At 46.3% G+C, this 19,507-nt stretch carries 14 protein-coding genes; 10 read left to right on the plus strand and 4 right to left on the minus strand.

Going from position 1 to position 19,507, the window contains the following annotated elements:
• The first annotated feature begins 527 nt into the window (after positions 1–527).
• The 5 genes from cyoA to cyoE all read left to right on the plus strand — a co-directional run bounded on the left by cyoA (position 528) and on the right by cyoE (position 5,746).
• The gene (gene cyoA, locus V4C51_RS07855; protein WP_330925595.1) at positions 528–1,466 is read left to right on the plus strand and encodes a ubiquinol oxidase subunit II; all 939 of its coding nucleotides are present in this window, start codon (positions 528–530) and stop codon (positions 1,464–1,466) included.
• Between the two features lie 21 nt (positions 1,467–1,487).
• Entirely contained in the window at positions 1,488–3,560 is a 2,073-nt protein-coding gene (gene cyoB / locus V4C51_RS07860; RefSeq protein ID WP_330925596.1) for a cytochrome o ubiquinol oxidase subunit I, read from the plus strand.
• 77 nt (positions 3,561–3,637) lie between these two features.
• Positions 3,638–4,243: a cytochrome o ubiquinol oxidase subunit III gene (cyoC, locus tag V4C51_RS07865; protein WP_330925597.1), complete on the plus strand. Its 606-nt coding sequence runs from the start codon at positions 3,638–3,640 to the stop codon at positions 4,241–4,243.
• Positions 4,243–4,581, plus strand: a complete 339-nt coding sequence (gene cyoD / locus V4C51_RS07870) for a cytochrome o ubiquinol oxidase subunit IV (protein WP_330925598.1) — start codon at positions 4,243–4,245, stop codon at positions 4,579–4,581. The genes cyoC and cyoD overlap by 1 nt, the downstream gene beginning before the upstream one ends.
• Positions 4,582–4,807: 226 nt before the next feature.
• The gene (gene cyoE, locus V4C51_RS07875; protein WP_330925599.1) at positions 4,808–5,746 is read left to right on the plus strand and encodes a heme o synthase; all 939 of its coding nucleotides are present in this window, start codon (positions 4,808–4,810) and stop codon (positions 5,744–5,746) included.
• Between the two features lie 64 nt (positions 5,747–5,810).
• On the opposite strand, the gene V4C51_RS07880 is transcribed toward cyoE, so the two are convergent.
• Positions 5,811–6,821, minus strand: a complete 1,011-nt coding sequence (locus tag V4C51_RS07880; protein ID WP_330925600.1) for a hypothetical protein — start codon at positions 6,819–6,821, stop codon at positions 5,811–5,813.
• A 418-nt stretch (positions 6,822–7,239) separates the two neighbouring features.
• Between V4C51_RS07880 and V4C51_RS07885 the strand changes: the two genes are divergently transcribed.
• Together V4C51_RS07885 and V4C51_RS07890 are read left to right on the plus strand one after the other, a co-directional pair.
• Positions 7,240–9,351, plus strand: a complete 2,112-nt coding sequence (locus tag V4C51_RS07885; protein WP_330925601.1) for a TonB-dependent receptor domain-containing protein — start codon at positions 7,240–7,242, stop codon at positions 9,349–9,351.
• A gap of 124 nt (positions 9,352–9,475) precedes the next feature.
• A complete protein-coding gene (locus V4C51_RS07890; RefSeq protein ID WP_330925602.1) occupies positions 9,476–11,086 on the plus strand; it encodes an FMN-binding glutamate synthase family protein in 1,611 nt (536 codons plus the stop codon).
• 337 nt (positions 11,087–11,423) lie between these two features.
• On the opposite strand, the gene V4C51_RS07895 is transcribed toward V4C51_RS07890, so the two are convergent.
• Complete coding sequence (locus V4C51_RS07895; RefSeq protein WP_330925603.1) at positions 11,424–13,289, minus strand: carbohydrate-binding protein; 1,866 nt, start codon at positions 13,287–13,289, stop codon at positions 11,424–11,426.
• A 508-nt stretch (positions 13,290–13,797) separates the two neighbouring features.
• Here V4C51_RS07895 and gad point away from each other — a divergent pair.
• Positions 13,798–15,168, plus strand: coding sequence for a glutamate decarboxylase (gene gad / locus V4C51_RS07900; protein ID WP_330925604.1), 1,371 nt, complete (start codon positions 13,798–13,800; stop codon positions 15,166–15,168).
• 143 nt (positions 15,169–15,311) lie between these two features.
• On the opposite strand, the gene V4C51_RS07905 is transcribed toward gad, so the two are convergent.
• A complete protein-coding gene (locus V4C51_RS07905) occupies positions 15,312–15,767 on the minus strand; it encodes a hypothetical protein (RefSeq protein WP_330925605.1) in 456 nt (151 codons plus the stop codon).
• Positions 15,768–15,940: 173 nt separating this feature from the next.
• Complete coding sequence (gene thiM / locus V4C51_RS07910) at positions 15,941–16,729, minus strand: hydroxyethylthiazole kinase (RefSeq protein WP_330925606.1); 789 nt, start codon at positions 16,727–16,729, stop codon at positions 15,941–15,943.
• A gap of 44 nt (positions 16,730–16,773) precedes the next feature.
• On the opposite strand from thiM, the gene hemG reads away from it, so the two are divergent.
• Positions 16,774–17,310, plus strand: coding sequence for a menaquinone-dependent protoporphyrinogen IX dehydrogenase (gene hemG, locus V4C51_RS07915; protein WP_330925607.1), 537 nt, complete (start codon positions 16,774–16,776; stop codon positions 17,308–17,310).
• 123 nt (positions 17,311–17,433) lie between these two features.
• Positions 17,434–19,383: an inositol phosphate phosphatase SopB gene (locus V4C51_RS07920; protein WP_330925608.1), complete on the plus strand. Its 1,950-nt coding sequence runs from the start codon at positions 17,434–17,436 to the stop codon at positions 19,381–19,383.
• The last annotated feature ends 124 nt before the right edge of the window (positions 19,384–19,507 follow it).

Genomic DNA, 19,507 nt, shown 5'->3' on the forward strand with positions numbered 1-19,507 from the left:
TTTAACTGATTACAGATTCAGACCATGAGCAGTTAGTCAGAAAACCATTGATACGCCTGAATATAGGGCATTTCCTGAACGCTATTTTTTTCATCAACATTGATAGGAAGGGTAAGGCGTACTATAACTTATTTGAAGTATCGCAGCCTTCGCTTTGCTTCAGGGATGTATAAAGATCCCAGGAGCCTGTCGGACTTAAGACAATTTCGGCCTAAAATCCAGAAAATGTGAGAAAGTGCGAGAAAGTGCGGCCAGAATTTCCGATCAATTTGCTTAATTAAATAGGTCAACTATTCGCGCAAATTGATCGAAAACCCTGACTCGCCCTACTGAGTTTTATGCTCGAAAGCATAAGTCCGACAGGCTCCTGGGGTAGTTAGTTGGCAGGTGACGCCAGTGCATGTCACTCGCCGTTTTTTTGCTATTTTTATGGACGCTGTTATTGAACCTTGGATAACGTATCTCAAGCTATTTCAACCACAACAAGCCTATTTGCGTTCGATTTCTAGCTTTTGGATATTCACATTATGTTAATAACCCGCAAGTCGGTGCTACTGGTCACGCTGATGCCAACGATTACGCTGCTTTTGAGTGGGTGTCATGCTGTATTGCTTAACCCAAAGGGCTGGGTGGGTGCCAGTGAAAAAGAACTCATTATTATCGCGACAGTATTGATGCTGATTGTGGTGGTTCCTGTTTGCGTTATGACCGTCGTTTTTGCCTGGCGCTATCGCGCCTCGAATACGACAGCTACCTATTCCCCGAACTGGGGCCACAGTCATAAAATTGAATTTTTTATGTGGTTCATTCCCATCATCATTATCACCATTCTGGCGATAATTACCTGGCGCAGTACCCATAAGCTCGACCCCTACAGACCACTGTATCATGTGCCTGGCAAACCTCTTTTAATACAAGCGGTTTCTTTAAACTGGAAATGGCTGTTTATTCTTCCCGAGCAAGGGATAGCCACTGTTAATTATCTGGAAATTCCGGTAAATCGTTCCCTTCATTTTAAAGTTGCTGCTGATGGCCCTATGAATTCATTGATGATTCCACAACTGGGCGGGCAGATCTATTCGATGCCGGGTATGCAGTCCCAGCTGCACCTGATCGCAAACTATAAAGGTCTCTATGACGGCTATGCTGTTAGTTTCAGTGGTGCGGGTTTCTCGCAAATGAACTTTAAAGCCCGTGCGGTATCAGATAAAGCATTTAATCAATGGGTACGTAAGGTTCGGTCGTCCGGTAACTCACTGGATGTGGCTGAATACAACCGTATCAACAAACCCAGTATCAATTTTCCGGTGACTACCTATTCACGTGTGAAAGACGGTCTGTTCCAGGACATTATTATGCAATACATGATGCCTGGTATGCGTGATGATGACGGTAATCTGATTGCGATGGATCAACGTATGACCATGGCAATGGTACGTCATTTATCCACCGCATCTCCACGATAATCAGGTGACGAGGCTGTAGTTATGTTTGGCAAGTTAAGCCTTGAGGCTATCCCCTATCACCAGCCCATTATTATGGGGGCTGCCAGTGCCATGGTTCTTGCGGCAGTGGCTGTTCTGGGCTATGTCACTGTCGCGGGAAAATGGAAATGGTTGTGGTCACAATGGCTGACGACTGTTGACCACAAAAAAATTGGTGTGATGTACATTCTCGTGGCACTGGTTATGTTGCTGCGAGGGTTTTCTGACGCTATTTTGATGCGCGCGCAACAGGCAATAGCGGTGGGTGATTCCATGGGATATCTGCCACCGGATCACTACAATCAGATCTTTACTGCCCACGGTGTCATCATGATTTTCTTTGTGGCCATGCCACTGGTAATCGGTTTGATTAACATTGTGGTTCCCCTGCAAATTGGCGCCCGCGACGTGGCTTTTCCGTTCCTGAACTCCCTGAGCTTCTGGCTGTTTGTGGTGGGTGCCATGCTGGTGAATACCTCGCTGGTTGTGGGCGAGTTTGCCAAGACCGGCTGGCTGGCCTATCCACCGCTCTCGGAGTTGGAATACAGTCCGGGGGTGGGCGTCGATTATTATATCTGGGCATTGCAGTTATCGGGCATTGGTACGTTGATCACCGGGATTAACTTTGTTATCACCATATTAAAAATGCGCTGTCCTGGTATGACCTTGATGAAAATGCCTGTGTTCACCTGGACAGCCCTGTGTACCAATATCCTGATCATCGCTGCATTCCCGATTCTGACAGCAACCCTGGCGATGCTGGCGCTGGATCGCTACATGGGGATGCATTTCTTTACCGCCGGTTTTGGTGGTAACCAGATGATGTATATCAACCTGATCTGGGCGTGGGGGCACCCTGAGGTGTATATCCTGATCTTGCCTGCCTTTGGTGTGTTTTCAGAAGTGACCTCAGTATTTTCCAGAAAAAAATTGTTTGGTTACACGTCCATGGTCTATGCCACGATATCGATTACGGTTCTATCCTTTATTGTCTGGCTACATCACTTCTTCACCATGGGCTCTGGAGCCAATGTTAACGCCTTCTTTGGTATAACCACCATGATTATTGCCATACCAACGGGCGTTAAGATTTTTAACTGGTTGTTCACCATGTACCGTGGACGTATTGAGTTTGCTTCCCCGATATTGTGGACGTTAGGTTTTATTATCACTTTCTCCGTAGGTGGGATGACCGGTGTGTTGATGTCGATTCCGGCAGCGGATTTTGTGTTTCATAACAGTGTATTTTTAATTGCCCACTTCCATAACACCATTATTGGTGGGGTGGTTTTCGGTATGCTGGCTGGAATCACTTTCTGGTTCCCGAAGGCTTTCGGTTTCAGGCTCAATGAACGTATCGGCAAGATTGCCTTCTGCTTTTGGCAGACCGGTTTCTACGTTGCGTTTGTGCCGTTGTATATTCTGGGTTTTATGGGTATGACCCGTCGTTTGAATCACTATGACGCAGCGACAGGATGGCATCCACTGCTGATGGTAGCCGCCTTTGGGGCACTGCTGGTGGGCATTGGTATTTTCTGTCAAGCGCTGCAAATTATTGTCAGCATCCGGGCGCGTAATACACTGACTGATGCCACTGGTGATCCATGGGATGGCCGTACTATGGAATGGGCCGTTGCTTCCCCACCCCCATTCTACAACTTTGCGTTTACGCCGGTGGTATCGTGTATTGATGACTACTGGTACAAAAAACAAAAAGCGAAACACAGCAAGAAGCCGCCCGCGAAAAAGCCGGTTTACCAGGATATTCATATGCCGAAAAATACGGCGGCCGGTCTGCTCATTGCCGGGTTCAGCTTCTTCTGGGGCTTTGCCCTTGTCTGGCACATATGGTGGCTGGCGGGTGTGACCACCTTGGCAATGTTTGTAACGTTGGCACTGCGGGTGTTCAATTACGATATTGACTACTATGTCAAAGCCAGTGAGGTCGAAAAAATTGAGGGCAAAATCGTTCAGTGTCGTGAACGCGCAGAATCAGAGTCCGTTCTGAAGGCGCTTCGTTCTGAGTGTGCGTCACATCTAAAGCAAACGCCTGAAACAACAAAGACTGTGGCCTGAGAGACATTATGCCCATAGGTGTGGTCATATCACGATAACAGAACGAAACTACTATTGATTAACTTGGGGTTTCACTGATGTCGGCAGACGTTTTAACATACAGTCATGATGTGGATGACCACTCCCATGATGATTCAAAAACGACCTTTGGGTTCTGGGTTTATCTTTTAAGTGACTGCATTCTGTTCGCCAGTATTTTTGCTACTTATGCAGTACTCCATGAGAATACCTTCGGTGGTCCCGGTGCAAAAGAATTGTTTGATATGTTTTTTGTACTGGTGGAAACCATCATTCTGCTGACCAGTAGTTTTACCTATGGTTTAGCTATTTTGGCCATGCACCGGGGCAAAAAACGACAGGTGCTGGGCTGGTTGGTATACACTTTTTTACTGGGTGTGGCCTTTCTTGGCATGGAACTTTACGAATTTCATCACTTGGTGGAATCCGGCAATAGCTGGCAGCGTAGTGCTTTTCTGTCTTCTTTCTTTACGCTGGTGGGTACCCATGGACTGCACGTATTTTGTGGCCTGATCTGGATGATGATTATGATGATTCAGGTGCGGCAACATGGCCTGAATAACCGTAATGCCACACGGCTGACCTGTTTAAGTTTGTTCTGGCACTTTCTGGATATCATTTGGATTTGCGTATTTACCATTGTTTATTTAATGGGAGCGATTTAATGGGCACACAACAACAACCTGTTGATTACAGTGGCGCTGATCATGGTTCGTATACCCAGTATATTACCGGTTTTGTTGCCTCTATCGTGTTAACGCTAGTGCCCTTCTGGATGGTGATCAATGGTACATTTTCAACAGCCCTCACCGTAACCCTTGTGGTGACAGCGGCTGTGGCTCAATTGCTGGTTCAGCTGGTCTTTTTCATGCACCTTAACGCGTCGTCAAAACAACGATGGAATGTGTTGGCTCTGCTGTTTACGTTGGTAATTGTTGCTATTGTGGTCGGTGGATCTTTGTGGATTATGCACCACCTGAATTACAACATGATGGATCATTAAGAAGCCGTCTTAAAAGTTGTGCTGATACTGCGGTTTGGGATAAACGGGTCTACAAAGCCGATTTTGTTCGCTAAATAGTGGGCTGTTTGCCTTTGAGCATCGACCTTTTATCCGCCGTTTTTATCTTGATTCTCGCTATGTGCTGACGTTTAAGACGGCTCCTAGCGGTATAACCATCGTCATCTGCTGCCAGGTGGCTTGATGAGTTAGTCACTGAAATGACTTAATGGATCAGCCAGTGTTCGCTGCCTGGTCACTGTGGTGGGCTGGTTTGTTTAAAAAATATGTATCCATTACTAAGCCAGGCATTATTGTTGGTAACCTGATTACTGTGGTTGGGGGATTTTGTCTTGCATCCAAAAGTCATGTTGATTTTGTCCAATTAGCCACAACATTGCTGGGTATTGCCCTCGTTATCGCGTCGGGGTGTGTATTCAATAATGTCATTGACCAGGATATTGATCGTGCGATGGCGCGTACTCAAAACAGAGTCATGGCACAACATGAGATTTCCAACCCCATCGCTATTGCGTATGCCGTGTTTCTTGGCGTAGGAGGGATGGGGTTGTTGGCAATCCAGGTCAACGAATTATCTGCCGCGATCAGTGCATTGGGTTTATTTACCTACGTCGTTGTTTATACCCTCTGGCTTAAACGCTCCTCAGCTCGCAGCACAGAAATAGGCAGTATTGCTGGCGCAACACCCATTGTCGTAGGTTATACCGCGGTGACTAATACACTGGACGGAGCAGCAGCCATTTTGTTTATGCTGCTGTGTTTATGGCAAATTCCTCATTCTTATGCCATTACGATTTTTCGATACGCTGATTATGAGTCAGCTTCAATTCCTGTATTGCCTGTGATAAAAGGCATTCGCGCGACCAAAGTGAGTATCTTTTTTTATTCGGTACTATTTTTACTTTGTCTGGGTTTGTTGACGGTTTTTCATTACACTGGCTATGCTTATCTGGTGATTACGATCTCTGGCGCGGCTTTTTGGGTATGGCAAACCTGGCAGGGGTTTCAAACAGGTAATGATGCGGTCTGGGCAAAAAAAGTATTCTTGTTTTCGGTGATTCTCATCAGTATCTTCAGTGCTATGCTTGCGATGAATAGCAGTATTGAGTCTCTGGGATGCCTGTTGTTTCGTCTCTGCCAGTCATAATGGTAAAAGGAGTACCTGCCGGGACTGATAGTGGGCAGGCGCACTGCTCAGATTATATCCGTGTTTATTTCTTACTGGAAAATATCACTTCACCTGCCTTATTATTAATGGTTATGGAAGAAATAATGCCGTTGTCATTGAGCTGATATCTTGTGGTAGTTCCACAAGGATTTTGATCATTAGCAGGGTCTTGTTGTATAAACATATTAAGGGTTGAATCATAAACTAATTCTTGACCAAACCCTCCAGGAAATACTTCAAAGTCCGATTCTTCAGAAATTACTTCAGAATCATGTTTTTCAAGAATTTGTATAAAAACAGGAAATATAGATTGTAATTTAAGTAATTCACTTCTATGACATCGCTCCTTAACTAACCGGGTTAGTAGTTGCTCAAAATGTTGACCAAAAAGGAGTAGCGAGTGACTGACTTCCACACCATGAATATCACTCAGAGTAGCGGTAATCAGAGAGCTGATAGTCTCAATACGTTCGCCTGGAATCGTTGTAACGGAATCAACTCCTTCGTCTTCCACAGTGGTTGGAGTTTCTTCAGTCAGGTTTTTTATATCAAGACCTTCATAAGAGTTAGCTCTGTAAACTTCTTTTGTATTGTTAATAAAAACAAACTTGTTGTCAGCTGAATCAGCTTCTGAGAAGTAACTTGTCTGACCTGAAAAATGATAAATCACCGAATTTGACTGCTGGGTGTTTTCTATCAGGGTGATGGACATTTCATTAGTCTGTATTGGTGATGCACAATCAGGGGATGAGGGTGAAAGCAATGATTGAATATGATGGAAAACACTCTGCAAAGGAGGGTATTGGCCATGACAGAGCTGTTCCATCAGTTTTTCTCTATCGATGGGGTTATGCGCTTCAGCTTCAGGTAGCATCTTGAATTGTGTCACAACCACGGTATGCCCTTCGCTGTTGGTAGAACGATTCAAGTTACCTATATGTTGACCATTGCTGAAAATTTTATAGTCTGTCGCAAAGGAGACAGCCCCAGCATTTTGTATAACGACTATTATTAAGGTAAAAAAAATGAAATAACTTCTTGTTGTTTTGAACATGCGCGTACTACTCCACATCATTATTGTAAGTTAAATGCCCTCCTACTCTATCTATCGCACTCTCTATCGCACTCTTTTCGCTCTCCAGTTTATTTATGGTTATTTATGGGGAAGGGAAATTAACCCCATAAAATTTCTCCGGCTTACATAAATAATTTTTGTCTTTTTTTGTTGATAAAGACTGTGTGGTGCCTACAATGCTATCGAGTATGGATCAACTTTCCGTATCTTAGCATAAGTTAAATCATTTACCACATTTACCCAAATACACAAAAACAAAAAGAGTGTTCTAAAAAGCGAATTTATCTGTGCGGTTATTAGCGATGTATCCTGATCACAATTCAGCTTAACGGTGACTAACGTCAAGTTTTGCTAGTAGAGCTTAGCTATTATTTTCCATAACGGGTGGAGGGTTGTTGTGAAAACAGGGCGATGTATAACCTGTGCTGTAAAAGGACTACTATTGAGTACTGTCGTTTTGGCCGACCAGCCTGTGATTGAGCTTGAAACTGTGACTGTATCGGCAGCCAGAAAAAAACAGTCTGCCGTTGAAAATAAAAATATTCAGTCACTTCATAACACGCCCTATGGCGAATTAGCCAAAGACCTTGAAGCTTTTCTGGGGTTATCAACGATTAGAAAAGGTGGTAGAGGTTTTGACCCGGTATTGCGTGGGCAGGGTAAGTTCCGCCTTAATATGGTGCTTGATGGTGGTTATATTCAAGGTGCCTGCCCAGCAAGTATGGATACATCATCGAGCTATGTCAGTCGGCAAGGTTATGACCAGATTACAGTATTGAGGGGCAAGCGCGGTGTCGTTAACGGTGCTGGCGGCAGTGGCGGTACGGTATTGCTTGAGCGCGATCGCCCTTACTTCACGGAAAATACGCTCACAGGTACCGTTGATGTCAAGGCTACCACCAACAGTGAAAAGCAGATGCTGGGTACCGATCTAATCGCAGGGAGTGAAGGAGAGTTTGTTCGCCTTTATGGTAGTCACGAACATCAGGGCAATTATAAAGACGGCAAGGGTGATAAGGTAAGTTCTGCCTATACGTCCAGTAGTGGTGGCATTGTTTTTGGTTATAACCTGACACCGGATTCCTACCTGGAATTAAACTACGAGGGGGTGCGCGATCGCGATTTGTTGTATGCCTATGCCCATCCCATGGATGTGCCCTGGGCCAACAGCAATACATACAGGATTAAATTCGAGCAAGCCCTGCATGGCAGTGTATTCCAGACACTTCATTTGAGTGCGTATCGCACCGATGTTGAACACTGGATGGATACTTACACGTTAAGGGAACGTAAGGGCTATGAGTCCAGCGTTATGCCAATGGACTCAAAATCAGTCTCTGACACGTGGGGGACGACATTCAAAACGCTGGCTAGCCTGAAAAAAACAGAGCTGACGGTAGGTATTGATTATCTCGGAAATAACAGCGACAGCTACCATCGTATGGGTGGCCCTGGTCATCTAGACTTAGGCGATTTACCCGTGATTTCCCTGGACAGGCCCGGGGTGGAAACACGTCGTGTTGGCCTTTTTGCTGAGGCCTATACACAGCTTGATCGCCAGAATACATTAACAACAGGTGCCCGCCTGGATTACTTCACAGCCGATGCCACCAAGGCAGACTACTATGCGTCAGGGTATATGGGTGGGGCTAATCCTGACTCGCTTTATAAGCAATTTTATGACTCTGACACCCGCGGAGTAAATGAGATAAATGTGAGTGGTGTATTGGGTTTGGCGCGTCAATTAACCCACGACCAGCAGTTAACGGTATTTTTAAGTCGGACAGTTGTTTCCGCGGATGTTGATCAACGTTTCCGGGCACTGTCAATGATGGGAGAATACGTTGTTGGTAACCCGGATATAAAGCCTGAGAAACACCGGCAAATTGAGTTGGGCTGGCGCAAAAAGAGGTATATCTCTTCAATGGAGGTTGTCGCTTTTTATGATGATGTGGATGACTACATTCTCCAATACAAGCATATTAAGGGTTCGGGCAGACAGTTAAAAAAAGCGCTGCTTTACAAAAATATTGATGCTGAACTGTACGGTATTGAAGCGGTATATACGCGGATGCTCTCTGAACAATGGGAGTACCGCGGGGAGCTGGCCTACACCCATGGTCGTAATAAAAGCGATGGCGGCGCATTGGCGCAAATTGCTCCCTTATCGGTTACAGTCAGTCTCAACTGGCATAAAAACCAGTGGAAAGCGAATGTTGACTGGGTATTGGCAGTGGCACAGCACCGGGTTTATAAAGACTTTGGCGCGGGTTTTGATGAAAACACGGAACTGGATGCCGGTGAAACAGCCGGTTACGGTGTGATAAATATGGCAGTCAGCTACCAGTTCAGTAAACGTCTGTTAATGAATCTGGGTGTGAATAATCTTTTCGACAAGGCCTACACCAGGCATCTGAACAAACGCTCGAATGATCCACTCAATCCTGAGTCCACACAAATTATGGAACCTGGTCGTGAGTTCTATGGGAGTGTCCGCTGGATATTCTAAATAAGTATAATTGACGTACACCATCACCTTTCTTGATTCTTTGCTTGTTCTACCCTGATATTAGCACTGTGATGAGTGAGATTTGTTTCGCTGTAGAGATTATTTTTTCAACAGGGGCAATGCTATGACAGTTATGCAGCGAGTTCTATGGTTAGTGACAATACCGGGTAATCTAGCGGGTATTATGGCGTGGGAGTTGGGGTTTAGCCCTTGGTGGCTGGTCCTTACCGTCACCTATACGTTAGTGGGTTCCTATGATTACTTATGCAGTCACCATACACTGAACCGACTGTATCCTGTCGTTGCCTATATACGTTATGTCCTTGAGTTTATTCGTCCGGAAATTCGTCAGTATTTTATTGCCAGTAACACGGATGAGAAACCCTTTAACCGTGAAATGCGCTCCCTGATTTACCAGCGAGCCAAAGCAGTGCGTGATACGAAAGCATTTGGGACTGAGCGTAATTTGTACGAACGTGGATTTTTATCGGCCAACCATGCTCTGGTGCCTGTTGTTGTTTGCCAACAATCGTGCAGGGTCACGGTGGGAGGGACGGATTGCCTGCAACCCTACAGCGCCTCACGCCTTAATATTTCAGCCATGAGTTACGGTGCCCTGTCAGCCAATGCCATTCGTGCGTTAAATGGCGGAGCTATGATGGGAGGTTTTGCGCATAATACCGGTGAAGGTGGTATTAGCCCCTATCATCTGGAAGCCGGTGGTGACCTGATCTGGCAAATCGGCAGTGGTTATTTTGGCTGTCGAGATGACAGCGGTAACTTTTGCCCTGAAAGCTTCAAGGAGAATGCCCGCAGAGCGGAAGTGAAAATGATTGAAATAAAACTTTCCCAAGGAGCAAAACCAGGTCATGGCGGTGTGTTACCTGCGGCGAAAATTACACAGGAAGTGTCTGAAATTCGAGGGATACCCATGGGGCAGGATTGTATTTCACCTGCGGCTCACTCAGCTTTTCACTCGCCAAAAGGGTTACTCAAATTTATCAAACAGTTAAGGGAACTATCAGAAGGCAAGCCCGTTGGCTTTAAGCTTTGTGTGGGGCGCAAAGAGGACGTCATGGCGATCATTAAAGCCATGCTTGAAATGCGAATTCTCCCAGACTTTATTACCGTTGACGGTGCCGAGGGTGGGACCGGCGCAGCGCCAGTTGAGCTAACCAACCATATGGGACTGCCTTGTATTGAAGGCACTTATTTTCTTCATAATTGTTTAGTCGGCGCCCGGTTGCGGAAGGATATTCGTATTATCTCGTCGGGGATTACTGCCTCAGGCTTCAATGTCCTTACCAAGCTGGCAGTTGGGGCGGATATGGTAAATGCAGCCCGTTCCATGATGATGGCGATGGGCTGTATTCAGTCACGGGCCTGTAATACCAATCATTGTCCAACAGGTATTGCCACGCAGGACCCTGTTCGAAGCAAGGCATTGAATGTGACCAGTAAGCGAGAGCGTGTCGCGCATTATCATAAGGCGACCATGGAATCCTGTTTTTCTCTTATTGGCGCGATGGGTATTAATGATGTCAACAAGCTATGTCCCAGTCATATTTTACAACGTACTCATGATGGTCTTGCCGTGCCTTTTGACAGTATTCATCCTTCATTGAAAGAGGGTGAATTGTTGGGTAAAAAAATCAATGACAGTTTCTCCCTATTTTGGGAACGGGCATCAGCGGATAGCTTTAAAGCAATTTCTGAGGTTTTTCATAAACAGTAAGCAATGAAGATTTAGGAGCCTGACCGAGAATAGACTGCCCTACTGCGGTTGCGATAAATTGGTCTGAAAATTCCTGCTTCTTCGTCAAATAGCCCCGCTATTCTTCCCAGAAGCAGAAATTTTTATCCTCAATTTCTCGCAATCCTCGTTACGGGCGCTATTCTCGGTCAGGCTCCTAAAGCTTTGCAGTGGGTACCCCTGCTTGATCGCACCAGAGATACCCATCGTTTTAGTCAGTTTCGGGATTTCCTCTGAATCCTTTCGTTAGCACTCATTTTTCACCTCAAATAGTTGTCTGACTATCGTGGTGAGGTGTCCAAAGGTAGTGCCTTACACTTCAGAGCTTGCAATCATAGGAGCCTCGGTCAACCCAGAGGTTGGGTGAGTTGGCCGGGCTGGCGCTGGTCCATTGCTTTGCTTCAAAAATGCGATTATCAAATATAACCTGATCACCTTGAACGTAGGATTTTCCCTGTTCCCAAGCTAATAGCACATCACTTATGAGCAGCCATGCGGTACTGCTGTCCGGCTGCTCTCCTTTAATCCACCACTTAGCTTCCCACACGAGGTCTTCATAGTTGACCCTGTTCCCAGTGCTGTATGCCGTCGTTTCGTTCCATAACGGTAAGTTTTTCGCGGCGGGGTCAGTTTGGGAGCACTGTTTCGCATCACTGGAACCCTCCGCACTTTTGGGTCGCTGTAAAATACTCACTTCTGCGCTACTGCTAGATTCCTTGTCTGCGACTGTGAGCTGAAAACGGTATGTTGTTTCAACCTGAGTCTCATCAAAGGTGACGTTGGTTGCTATAGAGAAGGGGAATACGATGGTTGCTTTCGGTGTTAACGGAGCAATTTGTTGCCAGCGGTAAGACAGTGGATCGCCATCGGCATCATTCGATTTCATACCACTGAGTTCAATGGTACCTGCTCCGGTAATTTGTTTGCCTTCAGGTGTAGTGGTAATGACGGCCTCAGGAACAGAATTATGGTTAGTGCCGTCAGCTCCGCCACGAAAGCTAGCGACAGTAAATGCCCTTTCGCTCCAGACACGAGCGGTATCACTAACGTTCTCTTCTCCCATTGCATCACCCTGATAAGTCTGCTCAGGCGATGACCAATAATTAAGTCGTGGACAATAATTGCAGGGGCCACCATAGGACATAATGGTTCGCCACTTAAAGTCAGGGTTAATGTAACCATGCCCGTAGGGAAATGGATAATTATCACCGTTTATTTCAGTAACCGGGTCGTGTAGCGCTCCGATTAAATGACCAATTTCATGACCAAATACAGAAGAACCAGTAGCGTAGTGCACGTTAACACGGGCGAAGGCTTTATCTTCGTTAACCCCTATACCGAATGCAAACCCAGCTGACGATAGGTCTTGTAAAAAAACCACAATATCCGCTTGATACTGATCTCGTGCATTTTTCACCAACTCTGATGTTGAGTCGGGTTTAGGTACTTCAAAGGCATGAGCTAATTCCAGCTTTGCCTGAATATTACTGTTTCTTAGCCCGGAATTGGTTTCAGCTATGGCCAAATCAATTAATGCATAAATGTCTGCTGTTGCTGATTTGGCATACGGGGTGAATGGAACCATCACCCGAATCACCGGAATAGCCCCTGGCGCACGAAAACCTGAACGATTTTTCTGGCTCGCAAGAAGTCTTGAGCGCAATGACTCTTCTATTATCTTCGCGAAGTTTTCAGGGTGCGCTGGCAACGCCTTACTTTCATCTATTTTTGCAATAACATGCTGACCTTGCTCCAGGGGAGTTATTTTATACAATTTTCCCTCGTAGCGGACTGTTCCTGTTATTCTTCCCTTTCTTTCCACTAAAACAGCGTAATTCATAGCAGGCTCTGACGTACTGACCCCGCCTGTTAGCTGTTGGCCTTCCCATACTCTTGATCCAGAGGAGGTGAGTTCGGTTCTAACCCCGTGAAAATCAACATTAATGCCGTTACCTAATGGAACAGACAGCGTTTTTATCGTATCCAGATCAGTGCCCTGCGCCAGCTGAACAATGTGCCTGTTCAGGATGACTTCTGGCGACTCAGCTAGCCTTACTGTTTGATAGATGTTATGACCACTGGCTGGAGTGTCTGACGGTATAAATATTTCTGTCGTGGAGTTGTCCGAAAATACAACTGCACTCATGCCTGAAAGCAACAAAAAAAATCCGGTTTTACTTTTCATGGTTTATTGTTCTTTTATTGTTCTTTTTTGGTTATACGGGTTACCACTGAAACATCCCTAAAGTGGTGGGCCTATTATGGGCATGTCATGCCAGTTATGCAATATCAGCTACTGTCGAATAACGACAGGCTCCACCAAGAGCCACTCATCCCTGAATTTTAATAGGGAAAACTAAAGTGAAACTAAAGAAAATAAAGGACGAAACAGAAACTAAAGGACACCCAAGCGGAACTAAAGGACACCCATAAATTTATCCTTAGCTTTTATAGGGTTAAAATTATGGGTGTCCAGTATTTTTCCAGTACATAAAGAGTAGATTACAAAAAAAGCCAGGCATTGTATTACCTTTGTATTGCCTTTAATGACCATAAAGGTTTGGGGTTTTGACGTTGGCACAGAGGCTTTCGCGAGTCGCCTCCACCTTCGCTGGCTTTTTTGCGGCCTCAGTTCATACGCTCACCTGCTATACATACCCTTGTCGATTGATGAATCCTTTAAGGTGAACACGATGAATGACGATGCCCTGACACCTACCTATGGCAGCCGCTGGTGCAGCGAAAGTATCCCAAAATACCGGCTCCCCGATAGCCCCCTGCTTCCTGAAACCGCCTACCGTATCGTGATGGATGAACTTAATCTGGACGGAAATCCGGCATTAAATTTAGCCAGCTTTGTCAGTACCTGGATGGAACCAGAAGCTGAACAGCTCTTTATGCATGGCGCTACCCGTAATCTGGTGGATCAAGATGAATACCCTCAGCTCAATGTTATTGAGCAACGCATTATCCGCATGCAGGCTTCCCTGTTTAATGCCCCTGACAATGGCGAACCTGTGGGTTTTTCTACCGTTGGCTCTTCTGAGGCCATTATGCTGGCGCTACTGGCCCATAAATGGAACTGGCGAACGAAAAGGAAAACACAGGGGTTGGAATACAATCGCCCCAATATTGTCTTTGGGGCCGATGTGCACACCTGCTGGGAAAAATTTGCACGGTATTTTGATGTTGAGATGCGCCGCATTCCCCTTCAACCTGACCGCTACACTATCAATGGTGTGGATGTACTGAATCATATTGATGAGAACACCATCGCAGTGGGGGCCGTGATAGGCACCACATTTACGGGGCAGATGGATGATGTCGTTGATATTAATGAAAAGCTGATTCATTACAAACACCTTACCGGGCAAGAGATTCCTATCCATGTTGATGCCGCCAGTGGCGGTTTTATTTTACCCTTTGTCGCACCGGAGTTTCCGTGGGATTTCCGCCTTGAGCAGGTGCGCTCCATTAACGTATCCAACCATAAATTCGGGCTTGTCTATGCCGGGCTGGGTTCGGTAATTTTTCGTGATAAACAGGTGTTACATAAAGAGCTGCCTTTTAGCATCAACTACCTGGGCGGAGAAATGAAAAACTATAGCCTTAATTTTTCCCGCTCCAGTGCCATGCTGCTGGTGCAATATTACCAGTTTTTACGCTTGGGCAAGGACGGCTACCAGCGTATCATGCATCAAATTATGGCAAATGCCCGCTACCTGGAAAAAAAACTCATAGAACAGGGAAATTTTGAACTACTCACCGATGTGAAGTTTTTACCTGTTGTTGTGGTGCGTTTACTGGATGAGAGCCGGTATACGGTGTTTGACCTGTCAGACCAGTTACGAAAATTTGGCTGGATCATTCCTGCCTACACGCTGCCCGCTAATGCCAGTAGTATTTCAGTGCTGCGTATGGTTGTTAAGGAAAACCTGAGCCGCGACCTGATGGACAAGTTATTACAGGACATCCATCAAAGCATTAACGTACTTTCCAACTGGGCTGGCAATAGACCCGAAAACGTACCCGAAAAAGATAACGCATCCCATGGTGTGTGCTAGCCCGGATATTTCACAAAAGCGCATAGCGGCTGTTGGCGGCGTTCGTTCATCCCAGTCACCTGCTCTTGGCAGGCTCCTGGGGGTTCACTGACTTGCTGGCCCATAGCGGCTTGAAATCCTTTGGGTGTTACATGACAGTGGTGTTATAACTCTGACACTGTCAGGGTGAACTGATTGCTGTACGCGCGGGCATGGTTTAATGCGTTTACTGGCGCACGTGTGTATACAGCTAGTGTATGGGTGCCTTTATGGGTTTTATTGGCGGGTGTTTTAAATGATGGGCCTTTACCGTCTAAAAAGTACCGGATATTTATAGGTTCCCCGCTCGGTAAACCGGAGTGATTGGCGGCAACAGTAACCCGGGCCTGAGCATTGGCTTCAAGTTGGAAAGTGCCTGACCCGGATAACTCAATGGTGTCCTTATTGATGAACCGGGTAGAAAGTGCGATAGGGGTCAAGTGTGTAATAGCCGCATAAAACGGAACGACCATCGTAACATGCGCTGTTTTTTTGTTCAGCGCTGAGCCAGAGTCCGCCTGTACAGGTAATAGCGTAAAGAGTGAAAGCGATAGCGATAGCAGCAGTGTTGGTGTTTTCATGGGCGACGCCTCGGTCATTCGTTAACTTTTGTTGCTGCTTATTACACCGCGCTTTTTACCACGGCGCATTAACAGGTGGGTTAGATGGGGTAACGGGTTGTTTCCTTGCCAGGCGTTAGAAAAAGTCATTGGTATAGAATACCTTCGACGTTAGTCGAATAAATACAGCAGGCTCAGATTTCCAGTTCCAGGTGCTGCTCAATGATTGGTCCATTTAACTGATAAAGCTGGTCAAGGAGGTTAAACTGCAAAGAGCCGGGGCCCTTGCTGATACTGGCAGCGATCTCACCGGCAATGCCGAGGCATGACAGCGCGGCTACACAGGCATCCCAAGGGGGACAAACAGCTAAAAATGCCCCTGCTATGGCTGTTGCCGCGCAACCCGTACCTGTTATGGTTGTCATCATGGGGTCACCATTGTGCAGGCGAGCGATTTGTCTGCCATTAGTGATGATATCCGTTGCACCGGTAACGGCAATGGTGGCGCGCGTTTCCGTGGCTTTTTCCTGTAGAAATACAATGGTTGATTCACTGGGCTGTTCACTGTCGACGCCCTTACCGGAGGGTTTACCTGTACACAGGGTGATAATTTCAGAGGCGTTCCCTCTGATGGCTGAAGGTTGGTAGCTGAGAAGCTTCAGGTTGGCCTGGAGCCTGAAGGGCGTGGTTCCTATGCCGACAGGGTCAAGTATCCAGGGCTTTTTCAGGCACCCGGCAGCATCTACTGCTATGATCATACTTTCAAGATCGGTACGGGTAATTGTGCCTGTGTTTATCACCAGCGTGTCAGCAAGCGCTACCATATCAGCCACTTCATCTGACGCGTGGGCCATAACTGGCGACGCGCCAATGGCCAGCAGGGCATTAGCTGTTGTATTGGTTACAACGTTATTGGTGATATTATGCACCAGAGGTTTCTGGGTGCGTAATTGATCCAGATACCTGGAGATGTTGGTATACATAGTGCGCTTTGTTTGTGAGGGAATGGAAGGGAGAGTATATACTCATGGCTAACATCGCGCTTCTGTATATGAGTCTTGATGGGCAAACCCGCACCATTACAGAAAAACTGGTGGCGCTGCTGAGCCGCCCTGAGCATGTGGTATCCATGTACAGTGTTGCTGCTTTGCCCAAAGGGTTTTCCCTGTCACAGTGGGACGCCGTTGTACTGGGGTGTTCAGTGCGTTACGGTAAACACCATATCCTTTTCCGGCAGTTTGTTGAGGGGCATACCGAACAACTCAATGCCATGACGAGCTTCTTTTTTTCAGTGAACCTGACGGCGAGAAAGCCACATCGTTCAAAAGCCAGTACGAACCCTTATAGTATAAAATACCTTAAGCAAACAGCTTGGCAGCCTGATGCTACTGATGTGTTTGCCGGTGCTCTGGAATACAGTAAATATGGCTTTTGGGATCGTTTGTTAATCAAATGTATCATGAAGATGACCGATGGTCCGACAAGGGGTGAGCACAAGATAGAATATACTGATTGGGAGCGTGTCCGTCAGTTTTCACAAAAAATTCTCCAGTTTACCTGTTAACCCGCCAATTTCAGCAAGCCTTCTTAAATGCCATCTTAAAAAAAGAGAATACCCGGTTTATGGATTATCCGTAGTGTTTTGTTTACGATGAATTCATATTAATAAAAAGTATGGTTGATCATCATGAAGCTGGTGATTCCCGGGAAAAAGCTGCTCTCTACAGATAAATCCGATATCAATGCACCTATAAGAGAACAAACCAGAAAACAAACGACGACATTCGCCAACCTTAACGGTAAAAAACGTAAAATTTCATCACCTACCCGCCTTGTTTCTTTTTTTCGTCACCTGCTTAAATCACACAGCGCCAAAAAAAACATTAAAACAAGAACCGCTTCAGAGGTGTTAAGCCATGCGAAAAATACCCGTCTAAAGCAGGGACAGTGGGCAAGTGCTGTGAGCAAGGGAGGTCTTAATCAGCTGGCAATCAATAAGTTGTCGTTTGCGATTGATACGATTAATGATATGAACGCCCTGGGACCAAATTTGATAGAGTTAAAACAGCAACTGTCTCAAAAACGCCATAATTTGGCTGTTAAAAATGCAAATAATGAGGCCCACCAGCCAGAAACAAACCCCCGAAAAATCGCCCGGATAAAAACCATGAATAGCCAATTGGTAAAACAGTTGTCACGCGCCGCAAAAGCCGACGGTGTCATTCACCCACTGGATCAGAAGCGCCTTCTTTCGGAATTCAAGTCACGCTTTGTCAAGCAAACTAACCAACAGCCCTGGCAAATGATTCGGTCATCCTTTACTGACGGCGATAGCCTTATGGTGAGCGAACAACGTCCGGCGGCTAAACTCATTTTATCCGTTGACGGTGCTGAAAAAACGCAGGCCCTGTTTCCAACGCTTTCAGGTGGCGGTATTTGCTCAGCTACAACCGATGCTGGAGAGCATGCCGTTAACCTGTGGACATCTACTTTTTCAAAAGGGGGTGATTGCCTTTGGGCTGGCGTCAGGCATGGCACCCATGTAGCCTATGGCATTGAGAGTCAAAAAGACAGAAAGGCGGCAACAAAGGTTCGGGCAAGGGCGTCGGTACTGGCTGCTTTGACGCTTAAGCCTGATTTGATCCGGCGCTGGGAACAAAACCCGAACGAGGCCATACCACTTAACCTTGTTTCTGTCTCACAACTTACCCCAACACCTGAGTGGATGATGAAGTTATACGGCGGCTCTGTTGAAAGGGGAATGGTTGCGGAGCAGATTGAAGCCTTTGAAGCCCTCGCTGAAGAAAGCCCCTTGTCATTCTCCATTAAGGCTGCTGATGGAAGCCATAAAACCCTGAACATTGATCTGAATATTCTGTGCTTGAACCTCGGTGTGAATAAAGTGGCAGTTGATCACCAACTATCAGCTATCACAGGGGGGTGGAAAGTATCAGATACCTATAACCGCAAGGCGCTGACACAGTTAACGGGTGATATTGACGATAAAACTGAGACGCTCGGTGGATGGACAGGTGACTTTCTGCTGGAACAAGAGCGCCGTATGGATCAGTTACACCATGAGATTCAGAATTTGCGTGATGATGCAAACGTGTCCCGGTCTGCGGGCGACGCTGAGAGGGCAGAGCTGCTTGAAAGCAATGCTGACAACCTGCGTAAAGCGTATAAATCGATCAATACAACGGTCTGTATTGTCAGGCAGCTGAGCAAACAGGTAAGGGGATTATTCAAGTCGGGGGAACACCGCAAAGAAGGCGTGAATGCCTACAAGATGGCTACCCGTTTATTGTTGCTGACACACTTTATCAATGGTGTACCATTATACAACTGCAAAAGTGGCAAAGACCGTACAGGCATGCTTGATGCTCAGGTCAAGTTATTGATTGCTCAAATTGAGCGCGGTGGTAACTCTTCAGTGCCGGAGCCTGATGCACCCCTGACTGACAGTGAGCGGCAGTTATTTCAGCACATTCTGCTCAATAGCGGCAACCATGAAATACAAGCACTCAATACTGGCCGGCCAGGCTATATGATTAACGTGGCTTCGGTGAAAAAACAGGTGGGAAACCCTGACGTCTGGCGTGATGTCGTTGGCAGTTCAGGTGCTGTTCGATCCTGAGGGCTGTGCAACAAGCACCACAAGGACTAGGAGCCTGTCCGAGAATAGACTACCCTACTGCGGTTGCGATAAATTGGTCTAAAAATTCCTGCTTCTTCGTCAAATAGCCCCACTATTATCCTCA

The organism is Candidatus Sororendozoicomonas aggregata (assembly GCF_031528575.1).
In the GTDB taxonomy this organism is placed as follows: Bacteria; Pseudomonadota; Gammaproteobacteria; order Pseudomonadales; family Endozoicomonadaceae; genus Endonucleibacter; species Endonucleibacter aggregata.

What these genes read in the sequence shown, in the direction of transcription:
- cyoA (WP_330925595.1), top strand. Translation starts at nt 528, where the DNA reads ATGTTAATAACCCGCAAGTCGGTGCTACTGGTCACGCTGATGCCAACG.
- cyoB (WP_330925596.1), top strand. Translation starts at nt 1,488, where the DNA reads ATGTTTGGCAAGTTAAGCCTTGAGGCTATCCCCTATCACCAGCCCATT.
- cyoC (WP_330925597.1), top strand. Translation starts at nt 3,638, where the DNA reads ATGTCGGCAGACGTTTTAACATACAGTCATGATGTGGATGACCACTCC.
- cyoD (WP_330925598.1), top strand. Translation starts at nt 4,243, where the DNA reads ATGGGCACACAACAACAACCTGTTGATTACAGTGGCGCTGATCATGGT.
- cyoE (WP_330925599.1), top strand. Translation starts at nt 4,808, where the DNA reads ATGGATCAGCCAGTGTTCGCTGCCTGGTCACTGTGGTGGGCTGGTTTG.
- V4C51_RS07880 (WP_330925600.1), bottom strand. Translation starts at nt 6,821, where the DNA reads ATGTTCAAAACAACAAGAAGTTATTTCATTTTTTTTACCTTAATAATA.
- V4C51_RS07890 (WP_330925602.1), top strand. Translation starts at nt 9,476, where the DNA reads ATGACAGTTATGCAGCGAGTTCTATGGTTAGTGACAATACCGGGTAAT.
- V4C51_RS07895 (WP_330925603.1), bottom strand. Translation starts at nt 13,289, where the DNA reads ATGAAAAGTAAAACCGGATTTTTTTTGTTGCTTTCAGGCATGAGTGCA.
- gad (WP_330925604.1), top strand. Translation starts at nt 13,798, where the DNA reads ATGAATGACGATGCCCTGACACCTACCTATGGCAGCCGCTGGTGCAGC.
- V4C51_RS07905 (WP_330925605.1), bottom strand. Translation starts at nt 15,767, where the DNA reads ATGAAAACACCAACACTGCTGCTATCGCTATCGCTTTCACTCTTTACG.
- thiM (WP_330925606.1), bottom strand. Translation starts at nt 16,729, where the DNA reads ATGTATACCAACATCTCCAGGTATCTGGATCAATTACGCACCCAGAAA.
- hemG (WP_330925607.1), top strand. Translation starts at nt 16,774, where the DNA reads ATGGCTAACATCGCGCTTCTGTATATGAGTCTTGATGGGCAAACCCGC.
- V4C51_RS07920 (WP_330925608.1), top strand. Translation starts at nt 17,434, where the DNA reads ATGAAGCTGGTGATTCCCGGGAAAAAGCTGCTCTCTACAGATAAATCC.